Here is an 18,859-nt window from a genome sequence, read left to right as displayed (position 1 = left end):
GATTCTTTTGGATCAATAAAAAAGCAAATCTCAGCCATTGGAGACTTGCTTTTTTATATTTTTATAATAAATCTGTGATCGCTTGTTCAAATAATCTGACACTATTTTCCCAAGTCCATTTGCGCGAATATCTTTCCCCCTGCTCCGCTAATTTAGTTCTTAAGTTGGGATCACGTATTAAGCGGATGACATCTTCACCGAGCCGGTTCTCATATCGATAAGAGAGCAAACAGTTTTTCTTGTGATGGGCGTATTCCATATTCCCACCCGAATATACACAGACTAACGCTGCTCCACAACGCATGGCCTCAAGTCCCGGTAAAGAACCTGTATCAAAAATACTTGAGCTAACAAAAATATCCGCACCGTTATAGTGATAGCAGAGCTCCTCATCATTTGCTGGCGTAAAGAACCGATATTTGCCAGTAGCTTTCATTCTTTGGAGAATTTCTGAGGTGTTGAACTCGTCAGGCGGACTGATGAAGTTAATATTTACATCGGGATATTGGCTTTTTACGTAATCCAGCTGTTCTATAAGGTAATCTTGCTCGCGGTGCCAGGAGAAACCGCGTTCTGTTTTTCTTAATATAGCTGTTATGTTTAAAGGCTCTTGAAGACTGTGACGGATATTCATATTTTTAAAAGAGGAGCTAATGCCAATGGGCACGATACTGCCGGTGATGCCATGATTTAAAAAGATCAGCTCCTGCTGCCAACGTGATAAAACGATTAGATGCTCAGTGATGTGATAGGAGGGGAAGGAGCGTCCGTTATCCGGTAAAAAAGGAGGCTCATAACATAAAGATAAACGTACATGAACCCCTTTTCCTTGTTTGCTTGCTGCTTGGGCGATGGGGACAGTTGTATAATAATTAGAAACTATGACGTCTCCGGGAGGAAAGTCATGCTCGTGAATATTCATATGTGAGGAGCGGATTACGTTTGCGCGCACATCATAAGAAATAGCGCCATCCACAGGCAAGAGGAGGTTGACCTGATGGCCCAAATCTGTCAGCCCATTGGTGAGCTCTACCAGCATACGTTGTGCTCCGCCATGAGATAAGGTCAGAATAGGGAATGTGAATCTCATTGATAATCCCGTCCCTTCCAAGTTAGAGCTGTAATAGTGAAACAATATGATTCAATCGTTATGTTTCTTATTTTATTCAGCTCCTATAGAAAAGTACCATTTAACAAGTTTACAAACAAAAGCAGAAGGAAGAGGGATTAGTATGAGTGAAATCATTATCGAATGTATGAGAAGGCTCGATCAATCCTTGGGGTATGTGGAGCAAGCTGTAAATAAGCTATCGATCGAAGAGATATGGTTTCGTCCAAAGTCAAAAATGAATGCCATTGGTAACCTATGCCTGCATATTGCGGGCAGCGAATATCAGCATCTGGTCAGCGGAATCGGCAATAAGCCAATAGAAAGAGATAGACCTAATGAATTTTTGACCAGAGGCGGTTATTCATCACAGGAATTATTGCAGTATATGCTGAAGGTCAGGGAAGAAAGCCGTGCGGTGGTGGGCAATTTGACGAAGGCTGATCTAGAACGGGAGGTCACCATTAGTTTCCCTGAGGGGGCTGGAATGGAGAATTATACTTGGAGTATTCAAAAGATTATGATCGGAGCGGTAGAACATTATTCCTATCATACAGGTCAAATCGTATATGCCTCCAAATTGCTGCAGGCAGAGGATGATCATCTGCTCAATAACTGGAAACACTATTTTTGAGCATAGATAAAGCTGGGATAGATGCGCAGCTGCTGCTAACACCTATCCTCAGAAGTGGGTTTTTATTGTGTTATAGGAGCAAGCTTCTTCAGTAAAGCAACGGTATCATTAACCTCCAGATCCTTGATATCTTCTAATGACACATCGATCATTGGCTTATATTCTTGGAGTTTGCGCAGGAAAGCTTCGGTATGGAATAATCCGCTGCCTGCTTTTCCGTGGTATGCTTTTTCACCATCTTGATAGATATCTTTTAAATGCGCCAGAATGATACGGTCGCCGAATAATCTGAAGGAATCATCGACAATTTGATCCTGCAAATGCGCAGCCGTGCCAATAAAATTACAAGGGTCCAATACAACACCTATACAGCTTGATGGGACTTCATCTAAGATGCGGCGCATCTTGTCTGGTGTAGAAAGTGTATGTGTGCAGACCCCCTCTAGTCCTAGAAAAACGCCCCATTTTTCAGCTTCCTCTGCAAGTTCTTCTATAGTTGCCCTTAACGTATCCCAGCCGATAGCTTCGTAATGGACCGGATCTTGTGCTTGAAAAGTAGTCAGCGCACCGGTCTCTGTTGCCACCATAGGTGCGCCGAATTGGCGGGCATAACGAAGATGCTCTTTAAAACGATTGATCTCAGCTCTCCGGATGACAGGATCCGGATGAACAGGGTTGATGTAACAGCCCAAAACACCGATACGTATTCCTGCTTTATCAAATTGTTCGCCAATATAGCTGGCAAGACCTGGACTTAGTTTACCGGTAGAAGTGTCGATGTCCTGAATGGCTTTGGATAATGCAAGCTGAACAAAATCGATATCATAATTCTGAAGGGTTGCAGTTAACGACTTGAGCGGCAGGCAGCCAAATGTGTGGGCTAGAGTTCCGTATCTGATGGGTAACCTCTCCTTTAATAGAGTAAGTATGAGTAATAACCTTCATAATAGTAACGCTTTCATAAGGATGCAAGTGATTTATCATTATCGCCGGTCAGGAAATTGATGATTTCAGTGTTGACTCTATCCGGTTGCTCATGATTAATGCCGTGTCCCGCACGGGGGATGACTTGGTAATGAAACTTTCCGTCCTCTAAAATATCTATGAAATCCTTTGATTGTTTTAATGCGTGTTCTCCTACTAAAAAATAGAGCTTATCTCTGACGGCAACTGCGGCGTTTCTATCGTATTTTTGAAGCTTATGAACAAACATAGCTTGTTGATTATGAGTGCGCATTAAAAGGATTAGATGAGCAGCTACTTCTGGGTGATTGTCAAATAAAGGGGAGTCAGGCGCACTTAACTTCTTCAGCACTTTCAGTAAATTGCGATCCGTGGGAACCAGAATCTCTGGGAACATCATCATTAGCGTTTGCAGCATGGCTTTGATTGGTGTGGTGACCATTCCGCCTTCCAAACAAATCACACGGTTCACTTTGTCCGGTTGCTTGGTCGCATAATTAAAAGCAATATAGGCGCCATTTGACACCCCTGCAATATTAAAGACGTCTATGCTCAGATGTTTGGCTATTTCATTAATCCATTCCACCTGCTCAAACTTTTGTTTATTAAAGTACGCATTAGGAATGCTTTTTCCGGGTCCGCCCAGAGTATCAATAGCGATGCAGTAAAAATGCCGCGATAATTCCTCGATGTTAAGGAGCCACATGACCGCCGAGTTATCACCAACGCCATGAAATAGAAATAAGGGGGGATTACTCTTTTGCCCGGTAAGGATACAATGCGTCAGCCCATATGTGGTTGGGAGATCGAGTTCTTCAAGAGGAATAGGCCACTGATCAACTAGCTGTTGGTAGGACTGCCACACTTGTTCTTTCGCCTTGGCATTCTTAAAGCTATTTACCATCACAAACCTCCTTAGTGAAAAATACAACATCTGTATCTTTTTCCAATAAGTATACTACGAGAGTGCGGAAGGAGGGGCGAGAAATAGAAACATTCCTGTGAAAAGAGGGGGAGCAGAAGGTGATTAGAGGGCGAGTAGATGGTGATTAGATTAGATTAGATTAGATTAGATAGATTAGATAGATTAGTTTAGATACCTGTTGCTTGATCACCTAGTAGTCACAAGGAGCCAGATAAGTGTATTTGGTACAACTAAATTGCTACTTTACTCTCACTTCGGTGATATAGATGTACTTTGTACAACTATATCTCTCGTAATTAGCTGATTTAGCTAAATTGGGCGAATTTAATTGCACAAAGTACACTTAATACATTAGGCGTGAGCATTGAAGTACATTTTAGTTGTAGATTGTGCAATTAAATAATGCATGCCGGTCTTGTTTGCGGTAAATTTTTGATAGGGAAGTTATTAATAACGTTCTAGGGGGGGATTATTATGCTTGTTGAGCTAAAGGAAGCTAGCATTTCAGATGGACGCGATATTTTTGAGATGATTGTGGAGATAGGTCCGGGGGAAAATGGATTCGTCAACAATGGATTTGATCTGGCTTTCAGTCAATTTCCTGATTTCATCCGGGAGAGGATAGCACTTTCACAAGGTGATAATCTTCCACCACAGTATGTAGCACAGACCAACTACTGGCTACTGATTGACTCCTATCCCGTTGGTGTCGGAAAATTAAGACATTCCTTAAATGATCAATTGAGGAAGTCAGGTGGACACATTGGCTATAGTATCAGACCCAGTGAGAGAGGAAAAGGTTATGGTACGATTTTTTTGGCAGAGCTGTTAAAAAAAGCTGCGGACATGGGGATTGATAAGGTCATGCTGACTTGTGAGCCGGACAATATATCTTCGAGAAAGGTTATTGAAGCGAACAAAGGAAAACTACATGGCATTAAGGATGAAAAATGTAACTACTGGATCACCCTTTAAGCTGGTTTGAAAAATAGTGGAGGAGTTGCCAAGAGGCAGCTCTTTTTTGTTATTCACGAGGTTATTGTAGTTCATCCAATGTAGATTCGTCTAAAATGTGAAAATAATTTAAATTTTGGTTGAAAGCGCTCTATTCAAACACAAACAAATAGTTTAAAATCAAAACAAACAAAAATAAACAAAAAAACAAACATTCAAAAACGGAGGTATTCACAAATGGTACAAAACTTATGGGATTCATCTCGGGAAACGAAATTAAACGGGGGATTGGATGCATTAGTGTTCCGCTCTAATCTGCTGGGCGAAGATCGCAGAGTCTGTAACTTTGGCGGAGGGAATACCTCCAGCAAAACGATAGAATTGGATTTTCGCGGGCGTGAGGTAGAAGTAATGTGGGTGAAGGGCAGTGGTTCTGACCTTGCTACAATGAAAGCAGGCAATTTTACCGGACTAAGGCTTCAGGATATTGCCCCGTTATTTGAACGTGATGAAATGCCAGATGAAGAGATGGTAGCTTATCTCGCAAATTGTATGATTGACCCTAAACATCCTCGTGCTTCCATCGAGACGTTGCTGCATGCGTTTTTACCTTTCAAACATGTGGATCATACGCATCCAGATGCCATTATCAGCTTATGCTGTGCGCATAACGGTAAGGAAATTGCCCGTGAGATTTATGGGGATCGTTTCGTATGGGTGCCTTACATCCGTCCAGGCTTTACTTTATCCAAAATGATTGCCGAAGGTGTGCTCGCAAACCCGAAAGCTGAATTAGTGCTGATGGAGAAACACGGTCTTGTGACTTGGGGGGATACACCTGAATCTTGTTATGCCAAAACAATCTCCATAATTAACGAAGCGGAAAGTTATATTGAAGAAAGATTTGAAGATCAGAACCTATTTGGCGGCCGCAAATCAGAAGCACTTCCAGAAGCAGAGCGACGGGCTGTAGCGGCCGCAGTGATGCCACTGATCAGAGGCGCAGTCAGCGATGAGCGTAAAATGATTTTGACCTTCGACGATGCGGAGGATGTGCTGCGTTTCGTAGGAGGGGCTGACTCGGAGAAGTTATCTGATGTAGGCGCAGCTTGTCCGGATCATTTGGTACATACCAAAATGAAGCCGCTTTTTGTTGCGTGGGAGCCAAACACCAATGATATCAATGGCTTGAAGGCGAAGCTGAGCGAAGCGATTAGCGCTTATAAGGAGCAGTACAAAGCATACTTCGACCGTAATAAACATGAGGGCGATGTAATGTTCGAGGCTGCACCACGTGTGATCCTGATTCCTGGCGTGGGCATGATCAACACAGGTAAAAGCTGGAGCAATTCTAAGATCAGCGGAGCCTTGTATCACCGGGCGATTGCTGTTATGCGCGGAGCTACTGCACTGGGAGATTTCGTCTCTCTTAGTGAGAATGAATCGTACAATGTGGAATATTGGCCCTTGGAATTATATAAATTATCACTGGCTCCGGCAGAAGCGGAGTTCTCCCGTAAAGTTGCCTTTATTACAGGTGGTGCCGGAGGAATTGGGAGTGAGACGGCTCGTCGTTTAGTATCAGAAGGAGCGCATGTTGTATTGGCAGACCTCAATCTGGAAGGTGCACAAAAAGTAGCGGAAGAGATTAACGCTAAGTATGGTGAAAATCGTGCATTCGCCGTTAAAATGGACGTAACTCAGGAAGAGCAAGTAACCGCAGCATATGCGGAGACAGCACTTTTTTATGGCGGGGTCGACATTATCGTTAATAATGCTGGGCTTGCAACCTCCAGTCCGTTTGATGAGACTTCATTAAAAGAGTGGAACTTGAATATTTCTGTACTGGGCACAGGATATTTCCTCGTTGCACGCGAAGCTTTTAAAGTGATGAAGGAGCAAAAAATCGGTGGCAGCATGGTGTTCATCGGCTCCAAAAATTCTATTTTTGCAGGAAAAAGCGTTTCGGCTTACAGTTCTGCCAAGGCGCTCGAAGCCCATCTGGCCCGCTGTATAGCAGCTGAAGGCGGAGAGTTTGGCATCCGTGCCAATACGATTCTGCCCGATGCAATTTTACAGGGATCAGCCATCTGGAATTCGAACTGGCGTAATGAACGGGCGGCTGCTTACGGGATTGAGCCGGATCAATTAGAGGAGCATTACCGTAAACGCACGACGCTGCTAGTTAATATTTATCCGCGTGATATTGCCGAAGGCGTTGCTTTTTTTGCTTCTTCCAAGTCAGAGAAAACTACGGGTTGTATGCTGACAATCGACGGTGGAGTGCCAGCAGCTTTTACTAGATAAGAGGTAGCTTGAATATAGATAGGGATAACGGAGGAAAATCATGCTGATTGCAGACAGATATGAACGAATCGTAGAACTAGTGAATGAACGCGGCAGCATCCGTGTCTCAGAATTGAGTACATTATGCCAAGTGACGGAAGAAACCATTCGCCGCGATCTGGATCGATTGGAAAAAGCGGGGCGGTTGCTGCGTTCGCATGGCGGAGCAGTTAGCCTGCGTGACCGGCAACCGGAGACCCCTTATGCCGAACGAGAAATCATGAATGCAGCGGAGAAACAGCGGATTGCCCGTGAGGCGGTAATGATGATTAAGCCGGGCGATCGAATTCTGCTGGATGCCAGTACAACGGCTTGGTATATGGCTTCGCATTTGCCGGATATGCCGCTTACTGTGTTGACCAATTCTACTAGAGTGGCAGCAGAGTTAAGCGGGAAGGAGCGGATCGAGGTCTTTTCTACAGGCGGACAGCTGAGCCGCAGATCAATGTCCTATGTTGGTCATTTAGCAGAACGTTCGCTTGAATTGTATCACGTGGATAAGATGTTTTTTTCCTGCAAAGGATTTCATCTCGAACGTGGCGCTAGTGAATCAAATGAGCTGCAAGCTATGGTGAAACGAAAGATGATTTCTATAGCGGAGCAAGTGATCTTATTATGTGATTCCAGTAAATTTGGAATACAAGCGTTCACACATTTTGCGGCACCTAGTGATGTGGATGTCCTAATAACGGATTACAGCCCTGTTGAAGAACAAATGAAGCAGTTGCAGAAGCTGAACATCGCAATAACGACAGTGTAGTAAATAGTTGTGCAGGAGGTGAAGGCATGAAGGTATCGATGTTTATAACTTGCGTCAGCGATGCCGTGTTCCCGAAGGTCGGGGAAGCCATGGCTCGTCTGCTAGCCAGGTATGGCGTACAGCTGGAGTTCCCGGAGGTGCAGACTTGCTGCGGACAGCCTGCGTACAACAGTGGATATTGGAATGAAGCGCGGCAAGCTGCACTTACGATTCTACAGGCTTTTGATGACAGTGATTTTGTCATTGCACCTTCCGGATCCTGTACGGGGATGCTTCATCATTACCCTAAGCTGTTTCAGGATGATCCGGTTAATCTGGTCAAGGCGCAGAATTTGCAACGCAAATCCTATGAATTTAGCCAGTTTATGGTGCAGGTACTTGGCGTAACTGATCTAGGAGCAGTCTTTCCGCATAAGGTTACCTATCATCCTTCCTGTCATGGCACAAGGATTCTAGGGATTCGTGACGAACCTATGCAGCTTATGCAAAATGTGAAGGCGATGGAGCTGGTGCCACTGCCTTTTGCTGAGGACTGCTGTGGGTTCGGTGGAACCTTTGCCGTGAAAATGTCTGATATCTCCGGGGCGATGGTCACTGAGAAATCAGATCATGTGCTGGAGACGGAAGCAGAAATCCTAACGGGTCTGGATATGGGTTGTCTGATGAATATTGCCGGGAATCTGCGTTACCGCCGCGAACCCGTTCGAGTTATGCATTTAGCAGAACTGCTGTATGAGGGGGTGACTGATAAATGAGCCAAGCTACCACCAATCCCAAGGCGGGTTCAGAGAATGGAAAGCCAGCTACAGTAAAAGAACGTGCAGACTTGGCGCTGAATAATGACTTTTTACGCAAGGCTGTTCGTTTTACCACGGAGAGACTGCGTGATGGAAAACAAAAAGCAGCTAACGATCATGGCCACTGGGAAGAGTGGCGTGAACGTGGGCGGCAAATCCGTCTACACACGATCGCCCATCTTGATTACTATCTGAATCTTTTTGCAGACAAGGCAAGAGCAAACGGCACACATATTCATTTTGCAGCAACGGGTGAAGAGGCTGTGAAGATTGCCCTTGAAATCGCGCAGCGAAAACAGGCAGCTTCTGTGGTCAAATCCAAATCAATGGTTACAGAGGAGCTGCATTTAAATAAGGCGCTGGAATCCATTGGTGTGGAGACCATAGAGACGGATCTGGGGGAGTATATTATCCAGCTTGCCGGGGAAACCCCGTCACATATCATTATTCCGGCGATTCATAAGAACCGCTACCAGATTGCCGAGCTGTTGTCCAAAGAGGCAGGAGAGGAGATTTTGCCCGAAACTACTATCCTTGCTGGATTTGTAAGGCGTAAGCTGAGAGAGAAGTTCCTTGATGCGGATATCGGAATGACTGGCTGTAACTTTGCTATTGCAGAGACGGGTTCGATGGTGCTGTTCGAGAATGAAGGAAACGCTCGTATGGTCACCACTTTACCGAAAACGCAAATTACCCTGATGGGGATGGAGCGGATTATTCCTTCGTGGAGTGATCTTGAAGTGATGGCTACATTATTGCCTCGTTCGGCAACAGGGCAGAAGTTAACGGTATATATGTCGGGTATTTCTGGTCCCCGCAGGGATAATGACGGTGATGGGCCGGAAGAGCAGCATATTATTATTCTTGATAATGGTCGATCTGAGCAGCTAGGCGATCCTGAGTTTCAGGAGCTGCTGAACTGCATCCGCTGTGGAGCTTGTCTGAATGCTTGTCCTGTCTACCGTCATATTGGCGGTCATGCATATGGAGGAACGTATAGCGGACCTATAGGAGCGGTGTTGACCCCGGCGCTGAATAAAAATGTAGATCAATGGGATGACATCGCCTCAGCCTCTAGCCTGTGCGGAGCATGTTATGAAGCCTGTCCGGTCAAAATCCCTCTGCATGATATGCTCATCTATTTACGGCGGCGGAAGGTAGAACGTGGTTATGGGGATAAGGCAGAAGGTCTCGGCATGAAGGGTTTTGGGGCGATTATGGCGAAGTCACAGCGATTTAGTAATATGATGAAGGTAGGTAGAATCGGGCAAAAGCTGCTCGTGCGAGACGGAGGAATTCCGTCGAAACTGGGGCCGCTGAAAGGCTGGAACAATTATCGGATCGCCCCGAAGCTGGCAGATCAATCCTTCCGTGAGAGCTGGAAGGGGCTGCAACAGGAGCTAGATAAGAACAGTCGCGAAATGGACCCTGTGATACAGAAGCGAATGGAAGATTTACTAGCGAAGCGGAAGCGGGAAGAGCTGGAAGGAGGGGCCGGGCATGACTGAAGAGACGCACAGTAACTGGTTGGAACGTATGGAGCAGGATTCACGTGAACAGCAGCAGGCATTCATGAATGATATCGCTCGCCGCCTGAAGCGGCCGAGAATTACTGAAGCTCCTGCACATCCTTTTCGCGGCGCACCGCAGTACTGGCAGCAATTCCAGTGGAGTCCGGAGGAAAGGATTGAACAATTTACGGCGAATTTTCAAAGCGCCGGTGGTCATGTATTTCGTGTGCAGGATATGGATGAAGCCAAGGCTTTCATCGTCAGCAAAGTCAATGAGATGCTCGCACGGTATATTCTCCGGCAAAATGTCACCGAGCTAGCAGTACTTCGACTAGAGGAGGAACTCACAGATACACGGGTCACTGTCTGGAATACAGATGATCAGGAGGCATGGAAAGCTAGGGCGGCCGAGGCTGATATTGGAATTGTGATTGCGGATTATGCAGTTGCCTATACAGGCTCCATTACTGTGCTTTCCTCTGAGGATAAAGGCCGTTCAGTCAGCTTATTGCCTACCGCATTAATTGCCATCGTTCCATTGGAGCGGCTGAAGACTCGTCTCGGTGAGGTGCTTATTGATTTTGATGAAGCTGGGCCATCGGGGCTTCCGGCGGGCATCCATTTTATCTCCGGACCTAGCCGTTCAGCGGATATTGAGAATGATCTGACGATAGGCGTGCATGGTCCAGGAATCGTATTCGCTTTGCTAGTAGGCTGATAGGAGATAAGGAGTGTTGTATAGGGATGAATACACAAGCTCATAATCAAATTCAGAATCATATTGCTGTTGATATCGGAGCCTCTAGTGGGAGAGTGGTCTGTGGAACCTTGCAGCAGCCGGGAGGAACCCTGTCTATAGAAGAAATTCATCGCTTCAGTAATGGATTCGCTGAACAAAATGGTAATCTATATTGGAATATAGATTATTTAGTTGCTGAAATCGTCAAGGGCTTACAGCAGGCCAAGGCTAGAGGGATCGAGCGCTGCACCGTGGGCATCGATACTTGGGGTGTCGATTATGTACTTCTCGATCAGGAGGGGGCGCGGATCCATGAGGTTTTTTCTTATCGTGACTCCCGAACGGATGGAGCGATAGAGAGGCTGCATCGTAACATCTCAACTGAAAGCGTTTACGAAAAAGTGGGGATACAATATCTCCCGATAAATACGTTGTATCAGCTGTTTGTGCATGATCAGGCGGAGCTGGAAGCAGCACATTCCATCCTGCTGGTCCCTGATTATCTTTATTATCGGCTTACGGGTCGCAAGATTAGTGAAGTGACGATAGGTTCCACCTCTGGGATGCTGAATCTTCACACTCGTGATTACGATGAGGATCTTCTGTCGGTGCTTGGTCTTTCAAAAGAGCAATTCCCTCCCTTAACAGAACCTGGGGAACCCGTTGGGAGGTTGACGGAGGACTTGGCGGCTCGCGGTGATCTTCCAGATTGCGAGTTCATAGCAGTAGCCTCTCATGATACAGCATCAGCTGTATTAGGGGTTCCGGCAAACAGCGAGAAATGGGGATTTCTCAGTAGTGGTACTTGGTCACTCATCGGGGTGGAACGGGGTTCAGCCATCACAAGTCCAGAGGCAATGTTACGCAACTATACGAATGAATGGGGAGCCTACGGCTCATTCCGGTTTCTTAAGAATATTATGGGCATGTGGTTGATTCAAAAGGTTCGTGAGGAGTACGGCGGACAATACAGCTTCGGTGAGCTGGTAGAGCTGGCAGCACAAGAAATCCCTTTTAGATCGATCATTTATTGCAATGATGAACGATTCATGAATCCACAGAGCATGATTGACGAGATCCGCAGCTATTGTGTGGAAGCAGGACAGTTGGTTCCTCAAACGCCTGGGGAAATGGCTCGATGTGTATTTGATAGTCTTGCTTTATCTTATTATTTCTACATTCAGGATCTCCAGCAATTGACGGGTGACAACTTAGAGAGGCTGCATATCGTTGGCGGAGGTGCGAATAACGGTCTGTTGTGCCAGATTACGGCAGATCTGCTGGAGATGGAAATTCACGCCGGACCAACGGAATCTACGGCTTTAGGCAATCTGGTGGTGCAGATGATCAGCACGGGTGCTGTAAATGATCTTCAAGAGGCGAGAGAAATTATAAGTCGTTCATTCCAAGTTACATCTTATATACCGAAGGGGATGGACCCCACGACCAAAAAGGCGGCTTTGGCACAGTTCGCCCGGCTGCAGGCCGTTAATTAGTAGCTAAGTTAAGAGGCACGCGAGCCAAAGAGAGGCAAAAGTGCCTCACCTAAAACACACTAAGCTAAAAATCAGGAGGCTCAATCATGGAGCAGAGTAAAGAGAGCTTACAGAGCATTCAGAACAGCTACAATGAAGCGAAAAAGCTTTACGCACAGCATGGGATCGACGTAGATAAGGTGTTGCAGCAGCTAGCGGAAATTAAGATTTCTTTGCATTGTTGGCAAGGTGATGATGTGAAGGGATTTTTGAATAAGGAAAAAGAACTGAGCGGCGGGATCGCAGTCACTGGAAGTTACCCGGGGAGGGCCGGGAATCCGGAGGAGCTGCGCCGTGATTTGGAACAGGCCCTTGCACTCATCCCAGGCCAACATAAAATAAATTTACATGCTATTTATGCGGATACAGAAGAGACTGTAGATCTCGATGCTTTAGAGCCTAAGCATTTTGAGCGATGGGTGAGCTGGGCCAAAGAGCGGGGACTCGGATTGGATTTCAATCCTACCTGTTTTTCTCATGAAAAAGCAAACGATGGCTTCACACTGAGCCACCCAGATCCTGAAATCCGCAACTTCTGGATCGCTCATTGCAAGGCCTCACGTCGAATCGCCGAGTCCTTTGGCCAGGCATTAGGTCAGCCTTGTGTGACTAATTTTTGGGTTCCAGATGGTTATAAAGATACGCCGATCGACCGTTTGTCACCAAGGGTACGGCTTCAGCAGTCACTCGATGAAATCTTCAGCGAGGAAATCGATCAGCAATATAACATTGATGCTGTAGAAAGTAAGCTGTTTGGTATTGGTTCGGAAAGTTACGTGGTTGGCTCACATGAATTCTATATGGGTTATGCGCTAAGCCGGGGCAAGGCGGTGTGCTTCGATGCTGGGCATTTCCATCCAACCGAGACGATTTCGAATAAGCTGTCTTCCTGGCTGCTGTTTGGGGATCAATTGCTGCTGCATGTTAGCCGTCCAGTACGCTGGGATAGTGATCATGTGGTAACTATGGACGATGAGCTGCTCGAGATTGCCCGTGAACTGGTTCGTGGCCAGTTTCTGGACAGAACGCATATTGGGTTAGATTTTTTTGACGGAAGCATCAATCATCTTGCTGCTTGGGTGATCGGAACACGAAATACATTAAAAGCTTTGCTTCGTGCCATGCTGGAGCCAATCGAGCAATTGAAGCAAATCGAGCTGGATGGAGATTACACTTCAAGACTTGCCTTGGTCGAGGAATTTAAATCGTATCCGTTTGGAGCCATTTGGGATTATTATTGTGCGAAGAATGGCGTACCGGTCCGGGAAAGCTGGCTAAATGAAGTAAAACAGTATGAGGCAGAGGTTTTATCGAAAAGATAGAGGTAGAAGTAGAAGCAGAACGAGCTTTGACAATATAAGTAGATAATAGATAGGCGGTTACCAGCAGGTGGCCGCTTTTTTTTGTTTATAAATTGTACATTATTTGAATTCAGCTCTGATCTCTGCTATGTTTTATCCAAAAGAGAGCGAGGCGTAAACTATGAAACAATATGGACCGAACCCGAATACGCTCTATCCCAATGAACAAATTAAAAGTATCTGCTATATAAAAAATGCGATTACAAGAGACAATATCATTGTTGGCGATTATACCTATTATGATGATATAAACGGTGCAGAGAAGTTTGAGGAACGTGTGACTCATCATTATGATTTTATTGGCGACAAGCTTGTTATTGGAAAATTCTGCGCGATTGCCAAAGGCATTGAATTTGTTATGAATGGTGCCAACCACCGGATGAATTCGGTTTCGACCTATCCGTTTAATATCATGGCACATGGCTGGGAACAGGCGGTCCCGGATTTAAAAGATCTGCCGCTAAAAGGTGATACAGTCATCGGAAACGATGTTTGGATTGGACAAAATGTTACGATTATGCCAGGTGTGCATATTGGAAACGGAGCAGTTATCGCAGCCAATTCTACAGTTGTAAAGGATATCCCGGCGTATAGTGTAGCTGGAGGAAATCCCTGCAAAGTGATTAGACAACGTTTTGATGATGAAATGATCGAATATCTTGAAGCGCTGAAGTGGTGGGATTGGGATGCAGAGCGAATCTTTAAGAATCTTGAAGTGTTATGCAGCAGCGATTTAACGAAAATCAAAGCGATCGATTAATCGTAAGTAGGTTCAGGATACGGACTTTAGTTTATCTTAAAGATATAAACCTCAATTGAGGGAATACTTTAGGTATGTACGTCATATGAACCTTTCGGAGGGAACCGGCAATGAAGAAAGATAAGGTCAAGAATAGCATGGAGCTCACTGCAGAGGAATTTCCATATAGCAAAGAAAATGAGGAAATGGTAACGCAAAATTTTTGGACGAAAACTAAAAAGTTTGCAGGCAAAATTCCATTTACTAAAGATGCTATCGCGATGTATTATTGTGCCGTCGACGCTAAGACACCTTTATGGGCGAAAGGAATTGCTTTCGGTGCATTGGCTTATTTTATTTCTCCTATAGATGCTATACCCGATGCGATTCTAGGCCTTGGATTTACAGATGATGCAGCGATTATCGCAGCAGGCATTAAAGCGATATCCGGTCAGGTAACCAACGAACATAAGGAAAAGGCGGAAGTGTTTTTTAATGGGGAAAAATAAAAGGTGCAGCATTAAGCTACACCGTTATATCTGTACTTTCAGGACAGCTTTCTGCGGAAAGCTGTTTTGTTTTGTACACCTCGCCCCAATCTTTCATGAGTTTAATAATAGGAATCAGTGTCTTGCCGAATTCAGTTAAAGAGTATTCGACTTTTGGGGGAACCTGATGGTAGACCTCACGGTGTACAACCCCATCCTCTTCCAACTCTCTTAGTTGCAGGGTCAGCATACGTTGGGTAATTCCCGGGCAGATCCGGCGGAATTCGTTAAAACGTTTCGTGCCATCAATCAAGTGATAGATGAGAATTCCTTTCCATTTGCCTCCTATAACGTCCAGTGTGAATTCTACAGGGCAAGCTTCTTTATTGCTTTCCGGGAAATTTCCGAAGCCACCTTTTCGGTCACGCATAGCTGTTCAACTCCCATGGTATCATTTTGTATACTACATAACATTATTGTGCGTACTTTTAAAGAAGTGATATATACACTAATATTAAGCATGTGATCGGCAAACAGTCAAATGCCCGTCGATTCTAATCAAGTAAAGGGAGTGTTACTCATGGATACTTTATCGTTAAACAAGAATGAAATCCTGTCTGCATATCAGTTCAGACATGCAACTAAAGAATTCGATAGCCATAAAAAAATTAGTGAATCGGACTTTCAATTTATATTGGAAACTGGACGATTGTCACCAAGTTCATTCGGATTCGAGCCTTGGCGTTTTGTGGTAGTGCAAAGTCCGGAAGTACGTGAGAAATTACGTCCTAATGCCTGGGGAGCACAAAAGCAATTGGCAACCGCAAGCCATTTTGTGCTTATTCTCTCACGTCTTCCTAAAGATATGGCTGCTGACTCCGATTATATTAAAGGGATCATGGAGAATGTGCAGGAGTTGCCTCCGCAAGTAATGGAAGGAAAACGTAAAGTTTTTGATAAGTTCTTGAAGGTTGATTTCGGACTGATGGCGAATGAGCGGGCGATGTTCGAATGGAGCTGCCGGCAGACTTATCTGGCACTTGGGAATATGCTGACATCAGCTGCGTTAATTGGGATCGACTCCTGCCCAATAGAAGGTTTCGATAAAGCAAAGGTTGAGCAGATATTGGCAGAAGAAGGTATTATGGACGCTGAGCATTTTGGAATCTCTTGTATGGCAGCTTTCGGATATCGCCTGAATGAACCACGTGGTAAGACGCGTCAAGGTGCAGAGCAAGTAATTCAGTGGGTTTAACGAAATTGAATTTTAATCTTTGAGCCTGTAAAGTCTCTGTATTCTGGGGATTTTGCAGGTTTTTTTGCGATATTTCTTATAAGATTCAAAAAGTAATTGAAAGTTTCATGAAAACTCTGATACCCTTATGAAGGTGACTCAATATTAGCGCTATCGCTTTAACTTAATAATGAAGGGATCCTGCATCATGAAAATCATTCGCATTATTATCCAAGTGTTCCTGCTATATTTGTTCTACTTGGCTGGGGACTATCTGCAAAAGCAACTGCATCTCCCCGTGTCCGGGAGTATCGTAGGATTACTGTTACTTTTTGTTCTATTGCTATTCAGGGTCGTGCCTGTGAAGTGGATTGAAGAGGGTGCAACAACGATATTAGCTTATCTTCCGTTATTTTTTATTCCAGCGACAGCTGGGATCGTGAATCATATGGATATCTTTAGTGGTAGAGGTTTACTATTAATCCTAATCCTTATCGTTAGCAGTGTTCTCACGATTGCCGCAGCTGCACATTCTAGCCAATGGCTTACTAGTGTAAACAACAAGCTGAAAGCGGGTTGGAGCGGCAAGAGACTAAGCGAAAAGGGGAAGGAAATATAATGTTTTTTATCGCAACAGGTATTGTACTGCTTAACGTAGCTATTTATTTGATGATGTCAGTAGTATATAGACGATTTCGTATTCCTGTACTTATTCCCGCGCTTACAGCAACAGTGATTGTTGTAACTTTACTGCTATATTTTCATATTCCGTATGATACATATATGATAGGCGGCCAATGGATTAATCAGCTGCTCGGTCCTGCTGTAGTCTCGTTAGCCTACCCATTATATAAACAACGTAATGTGTTGATTGAGAATCTCCCGGCGATTCTGGGCGGAGCGATTGTGGGACTGCTTATAGGGATGTTTAGTGGACTGCTTTTGGCGGCAGGTCTAGGATTCTCTAAATTATATGTTTTATCTTTATTACCTAAATCGATCACTACACCTGTAGCGATACAGATCTCGAACAGCCTAGGTGGGGACTCTTCTTTAACCTCCGTATTTGTTATGATTGCTGGATTTACTGGTGCGATTGGCGGACCTTTTATCATCAAGCTGTTTAGAATTCGTAGTGAGGTTGGAATCGGAATTGGTCTAGGAACCGCTTCTCATGCTCTAGGAACAGCAAAGGCCTTGGAATATGGTGAACAATCCGTTTCGATGAGCTCGGTTGCGATGACTGTATGCGCGATAGTTGGTTCTTGTATCGGCCCACTTGTAGCGTGGATGATGTACCCTTAAATTATTCTTTTAATTGGACTATGTTTGCAAAACACTCCATCGGGTAACTATAACTAAGGAACAAAAAAAGCAAAGCACCTGAGGAGGATTTCACATGTCCGATCACACACAAGATGAAGCGGAAATCCGCAACAAGGAAAATAAAGAAGGCGATTCATTAGCTGAAATTAAGAAGATGGAGAACGGTGTAGACATCGAGCCAGAGGCAGATGAGTGGGTAGCCAAACCTGCTGAATCCTCACATCCAGATCCGCTTCCCGATAATTTGGAGTAAATGATTCGGAAGACAGGCTGTCCTTTAGGGGACAGTCTGTTTTTGTTGATGATATACGTAAGTATTGTATAATAAATAAAAGTACAACCTCATCAGAGTGTTTTCTCCAAGTTCGTCTTAGCTTTTCGCAAATTTCACAGATCTTTGCCAATGGGGAGGAAATGGAATGCGTAGTCGAAATGAGAACAGCCGTTACCGGCAAAAACGTGGTGAGGCTCTCGCAGGAAACTTTGAGAAAAAGTACGGTTCAAACTTTGGCGTACGCAGTGAGCTTAAGATGGATGCACTGAAGAAACAAAACGACGATCAGTTGCTGACGACACCTCATGAAGAAGAGCATAAATAATTAGAAAGTAACGAGTGGGAGACTTTTACTCCTGAAATTCTGGAATGAAGGCATAACCTTATGGGTTATGTCTTTTTTGTGCGCATATTTCCTGAACGATCAAGACATAATAGGGCCGGATGGACAACTAAGAAAATAATGACAACGAGAGGCGGGATTAGGTCATGATTATTCCTATATTTTCGTTAAGTGGAGATATAGCAGTTACTGTGGTGGGCCAATACTTTTTTTATTTTATGGTCTATTCCTTTTTAGGCTGGGTATTGGAAGGGACCTATAATCTATACAGTAATGGAAGCTTTCGCAAAGAAGGATTTCTAAAAGGTCCATTTAAGCCGATGTATGGCTTTGCTCCACTATTGCTATTGATTGCTAGAGATTTGACGCTGCCACTTCCGCTTTTCCTATTTCTTGCGCTAATCATTCCTTCTGCTGTTGAATTTATAAGCGGCTGGCTGTTAAAAACGGTATTCCATAAGCAATGGTGGGATTACTCAGGAATGTCTTATCAACTGCAAGGGCATATTTGCCTGCGTTTTTCTCTATATTGGTGGGGGCTTTCAGTAGCTAGTGTGTATGTAATTCAGCCGCTTATGGAGCTTTTATATTCGGGTGTTCAGCCTATTTGGAAATTCGTGCTTCCGATCGTGGGGTTCTACTTTATGGCGGATTTATTATGGACCTGCTGGAGCCGGTATCGGATGGAGAAAACCCCTCAATATCAGAAATAATGGTTTTCTATATGTATACAATGAGTCTTCTTTTGTGTATCAAGCACAAACATTTCGTGGACAGGCATTTCGATATTGCATATCCGTTTCTAGTCATAAATAATATAGC

At 44.6% G+C, this 18,859-nt stretch carries 21 protein-coding genes; 17 read left to right on the top strand and 4 right to left on the bottom strand.

Annotated elements, in window-relative coordinates; genetic code table 11:
- Window positions 1–61 precede the first annotated feature (61 nt).
- Window positions 62–1,090, bottom strand: coding sequence for a glycosyltransferase family 4 protein (locus MHH49_RS29845; protein ID WP_036689759.1), 1,029 nt, complete (start codon window positions 1,088–1,090; stop codon window positions 62–64).
- A 142-nt stretch (window positions 1,091–1,232) separates the two neighbouring features.
- On the opposite strand from MHH49_RS29845, the gene MHH49_RS29840 reads away from it, so the two are divergent.
- Complete coding sequence (locus tag MHH49_RS29840) at window positions 1,233–1,742, top strand: DinB family protein (protein WP_076100761.1); 510 nt, start codon at window positions 1,233–1,235, stop codon at window positions 1,740–1,742.
- 62 nt (window positions 1,743–1,804) lie between these two features.
- On the opposite strand, the gene MHH49_RS29835 is transcribed toward MHH49_RS29840, so the two are convergent.
- Together MHH49_RS29835 and MHH49_RS29830 are read right to left on the bottom strand one after the other, a co-directional pair.
- Window positions 1,805–2,563 carry a sugar phosphate isomerase/epimerase family protein gene (locus MHH49_RS29835; RefSeq protein WP_326046807.1) on the bottom strand — a complete coding sequence of 253 codons (759 nt, stop codon included), beginning with the start codon at window positions 2,561–2,563 and terminating at the stop codon, window positions 1,805–1,807.
- A 137-nt stretch (window positions 2,564–2,700) separates the two neighbouring features.
- Entirely contained in the window at window positions 2,701–3,609 is a 909-nt protein-coding gene (locus MHH49_RS29830) for an alpha/beta fold hydrolase (protein ID WP_076100760.1), read from the bottom strand.
- Window positions 3,610–4,104: 495 nt separating this feature from the next.
- Here MHH49_RS29830 and MHH49_RS29825 point away from each other — a divergent pair, with 495 nt between their 5' ends.
- From MHH49_RS29825 to MHH49_RS29780, 10 genes are all read left to right on the top strand, one after another.
- Window positions 4,105–4,605 (top strand): GNAT family N-acetyltransferase, encoded by a 501-nt coding sequence (locus MHH49_RS29825; protein WP_341138729.1) that lies wholly within the window; start codon window positions 4,105–4,107, stop codon window positions 4,603–4,605.
- Window positions 4,606–4,821: 216 nt separating this feature from the next.
- Window positions 4,822–6,891 (top strand): bifunctional aldolase/short-chain dehydrogenase, encoded by a 2,070-nt coding sequence (locus MHH49_RS29820; protein ID WP_341138728.1) that lies wholly within the window; start codon window positions 4,822–4,824, stop codon window positions 6,889–6,891.
- A gap of 40 nt (window positions 6,892–6,931) precedes the next feature.
- Window positions 6,932–7,690, top strand: coding sequence for a DeoR/GlpR family DNA-binding transcription regulator (locus tag MHH49_RS29815; protein ID WP_036689767.1), 759 nt, complete (start codon window positions 6,932–6,934; stop codon window positions 7,688–7,690).
- Window positions 7,691–7,716: 26 nt separating this feature from the next.
- Entirely contained in the window at window positions 7,717–8,445 is a 729-nt protein-coding gene (locus MHH49_RS29810; protein WP_036689769.1) for a (Fe-S)-binding protein, read from the top strand.
- Window positions 8,442–9,995 carry a LutB/LldF family L-lactate oxidation iron-sulfur protein gene (locus MHH49_RS29805; protein WP_076100755.1) on the top strand — a complete coding sequence of 518 codons (1,554 nt, stop codon included), beginning with the start codon at window positions 8,442–8,444 and terminating at the stop codon, window positions 9,993–9,995. Before MHH49_RS29810 ends, MHH49_RS29805 begins: the two co-directional genes overlap by 4 nt.
- A complete protein-coding gene (locus tag MHH49_RS29800; protein WP_036689770.1) occupies window positions 9,988–10,716 on the top strand; it encodes a LutC/YkgG family protein in 729 nt (242 codons plus the stop codon). The genes MHH49_RS29805 and MHH49_RS29800 overlap by 8 nt, the downstream gene beginning before the upstream one ends.
- Before the next feature lie 26 nt (window positions 10,717–10,742).
- Window positions 10,743–12,233 (top strand): rhamnulokinase, encoded by a 1,491-nt coding sequence (gene rhaB / locus MHH49_RS29795; protein WP_235219594.1) that lies wholly within the window; start codon window positions 10,743–10,745, stop codon window positions 12,231–12,233.
- Between the two features lie 86 nt (window positions 12,234–12,319).
- A complete protein-coding gene (gene rhaA / locus MHH49_RS29790) occupies window positions 12,320–13,594 on the top strand; it encodes an L-rhamnose isomerase (RefSeq protein WP_036689772.1) in 1,275 nt (424 codons plus the stop codon).
- Between the two features lie 160 nt (window positions 13,595–13,754).
- On the top strand, window positions 13,755–14,393 hold the full coding sequence (locus MHH49_RS29785) for a Vat family streptogramin A O-acetyltransferase (protein WP_094902002.1): 639 nt from the start codon (window positions 13,755–13,757) through the stop codon (window positions 14,391–14,393).
- Between the two features lie 110 nt (window positions 14,394–14,503).
- Window positions 14,504–14,881: a YkvA family protein gene (locus MHH49_RS29780; protein ID WP_341138727.1), complete on the top strand. Its 378-nt coding sequence runs from the start codon at window positions 14,504–14,506 to the stop codon at window positions 14,879–14,881.
- Window positions 14,882–14,897: 16 nt separating this feature from the next.
- Here the strand turns inward: MHH49_RS29780 and MHH49_RS29775 are convergent, their stop codons facing one another.
- Window positions 14,898–15,290, bottom strand: coding sequence for a winged helix-turn-helix transcriptional regulator (locus MHH49_RS29775; protein ID WP_036689775.1), 393 nt, complete (start codon window positions 15,288–15,290; stop codon window positions 14,898–14,900).
- A gap of 150 nt (window positions 15,291–15,440) precedes the next feature.
- Between MHH49_RS29775 and MHH49_RS29770 the strand changes: the two genes are divergently transcribed.
- From MHH49_RS29770 to MHH49_RS29745, 6 genes are all read left to right on the top strand, one after another.
- Window positions 15,441–16,115 (top strand): NAD(P)H-dependent oxidoreductase, encoded by a 675-nt coding sequence (locus MHH49_RS29770; RefSeq protein WP_036689777.1) that lies wholly within the window; start codon window positions 15,441–15,443, stop codon window positions 16,113–16,115.
- A 187-nt stretch (window positions 16,116–16,302) separates the two neighbouring features.
- Window positions 16,303–16,713, top strand: a complete 411-nt coding sequence (locus MHH49_RS29765; RefSeq protein WP_036689778.1) for a CidA/LrgA family holin-like protein — start codon at window positions 16,303–16,305, stop codon at window positions 16,711–16,713.
- On the top strand, window positions 16,713–17,399 hold the full coding sequence (locus tag MHH49_RS29760) for an LrgB family protein (protein WP_036689780.1): 687 nt from the start codon (window positions 16,713–16,715) through the stop codon (window positions 17,397–17,399). The genes MHH49_RS29765 and MHH49_RS29760 overlap by 1 nt, the downstream gene beginning before the upstream one ends.
- A 94-nt stretch (window positions 17,400–17,493) precedes the next feature.
- The gene (locus tag MHH49_RS29755; RefSeq protein ID WP_036689781.1) at window positions 17,494–17,673 is read left to right on the top strand and encodes a hypothetical protein; all 180 of its coding nucleotides are present in this window, start codon (window positions 17,494–17,496) and stop codon (window positions 17,671–17,673) included.
- A 166-nt stretch (window positions 17,674–17,839) separates the two neighbouring features.
- Window positions 17,840–18,019, top strand: a complete 180-nt coding sequence (locus tag MHH49_RS29750) for a hypothetical protein (protein ID WP_038570027.1) — start codon at window positions 17,840–17,842, stop codon at window positions 18,017–18,019.
- A gap of 164 nt (window positions 18,020–18,183) precedes the next feature.
- Entirely contained in the window at window positions 18,184–18,750 is a 567-nt protein-coding gene (locus MHH49_RS29745; protein WP_036689784.1) for a putative ABC transporter permease, read from the top strand.
- Window positions 18,751–18,859: the final 109 nt, after the last annotated feature.

It is taken from the genome of Paenibacillus sp. FSL F4-0122, assembly GCF_038002845.1.
Taxonomy (GTDB): domain Bacteria; phylum Bacillota; class Bacilli; order Paenibacillales; family Paenibacillaceae; genus Paenibacillus_AQ; species Paenibacillus_AQ odorifer.
Note: the sequence above shows the minus strand (reverse complement) of the source record. Positions and strands in the feature narration are given on the sequence as shown.

What these genes read in the sequence shown, in the direction of transcription:
- MHH49_RS29750 (WP_038570027.1), top strand. Translation starts at nt 17,840, where the DNA reads ATGCGTAGTCGAAATGAGAACAGCCGTTACCGGCAAAAACGTGGTGAG.
- rhaA (WP_036689772.1), top strand. Translation starts at nt 12,320, where the DNA reads ATGGAGCAGAGTAAAGAGAGCTTACAGAGCATTCAGAACAGCTACAAT.
- MHH49_RS29815 (WP_036689767.1), top strand. Translation starts at nt 6,932, where the DNA reads ATGCTGATTGCAGACAGATATGAACGAATCGTAGAACTAGTGAATGAA.
- rhaB (WP_235219594.1), top strand. Translation starts at nt 10,743, where the DNA reads ATGAATACACAAGCTCATAATCAAATTCAGAATCATATTGCTGTTGAT.
- MHH49_RS29820 (WP_341138728.1), top strand. Translation starts at nt 4,822, where the DNA reads ATGGTACAAAACTTATGGGATTCATCTCGGGAAACGAAATTAAACGGG.
- MHH49_RS29840 (WP_076100761.1), top strand. Translation starts at nt 1,233, where the DNA reads ATGAGTGAAATCATTATCGAATGTATGAGAAGGCTCGATCAATCCTTG.
- MHH49_RS29775 (WP_036689775.1), bottom strand. Translation starts at nt 15,290, where the DNA reads ATGCGTGACCGAAAAGGTGGCTTCGGAAATTTCCCGGAAAGCAATAAA.
- MHH49_RS29825 (WP_341138729.1), top strand. Translation starts at nt 4,105, where the DNA reads ATGCTTGTTGAGCTAAAGGAAGCTAGCATTTCAGATGGACGCGATATT.
- MHH49_RS29845 (WP_036689759.1), bottom strand. Translation starts at nt 1,090, where the DNA reads ATGAGATTCACATTCCCTATTCTGACCTTATCTCATGGCGGAGCACAA.
- MHH49_RS29755 (WP_036689781.1), top strand. Translation starts at nt 17,494, where the DNA reads ATGTCCGATCACACACAAGATGAAGCGGAAATCCGCAACAAGGAAAAT.
- MHH49_RS29780 (WP_341138727.1), top strand. Translation starts at nt 14,504, where the DNA reads ATGAAGAAAGATAAGGTCAAGAATAGCATGGAGCTCACTGCAGAGGAA.
- MHH49_RS29800 (WP_036689770.1), top strand. Translation starts at nt 9,988, where the DNA reads ATGACTGAAGAGACGCACAGTAACTGGTTGGAACGTATGGAGCAGGAT.
- MHH49_RS29785 (WP_094902002.1), top strand. Translation starts at nt 13,755, where the DNA reads ATGAAACAATATGGACCGAACCCGAATACGCTCTATCCCAATGAACAA.
- MHH49_RS29810 (WP_036689769.1), top strand. Translation starts at nt 7,717, where the DNA reads ATGAAGGTATCGATGTTTATAACTTGCGTCAGCGATGCCGTGTTCCCG.
- MHH49_RS29770 (WP_036689777.1), top strand. Translation starts at nt 15,441, where the DNA reads ATGGATACTTTATCGTTAAACAAGAATGAAATCCTGTCTGCATATCAG.
- MHH49_RS29830 (WP_076100760.1), bottom strand. Translation starts at nt 3,609, where the DNA reads ATGGTAAATAGCTTTAAGAATGCCAAGGCGAAAGAACAAGTGTGGCAG.
- MHH49_RS29805 (WP_076100755.1), top strand. Translation starts at nt 8,442, where the DNA reads ATGAGCCAAGCTACCACCAATCCCAAGGCGGGTTCAGAGAATGGAAAG.
- MHH49_RS29745 (WP_036689784.1), top strand. Translation starts at nt 18,184, where the DNA reads ATGATTATTCCTATATTTTCGTTAAGTGGAGATATAGCAGTTACTGTG.
- MHH49_RS29760 (WP_036689780.1), top strand. Translation starts at nt 16,713, where the DNA reads ATGTTTTTTATCGCAACAGGTATTGTACTGCTTAACGTAGCTATTTAT.
- MHH49_RS29765 (WP_036689778.1), top strand. Translation starts at nt 16,303, where the DNA reads ATGAAAATCATTCGCATTATTATCCAAGTGTTCCTGCTATATTTGTTC.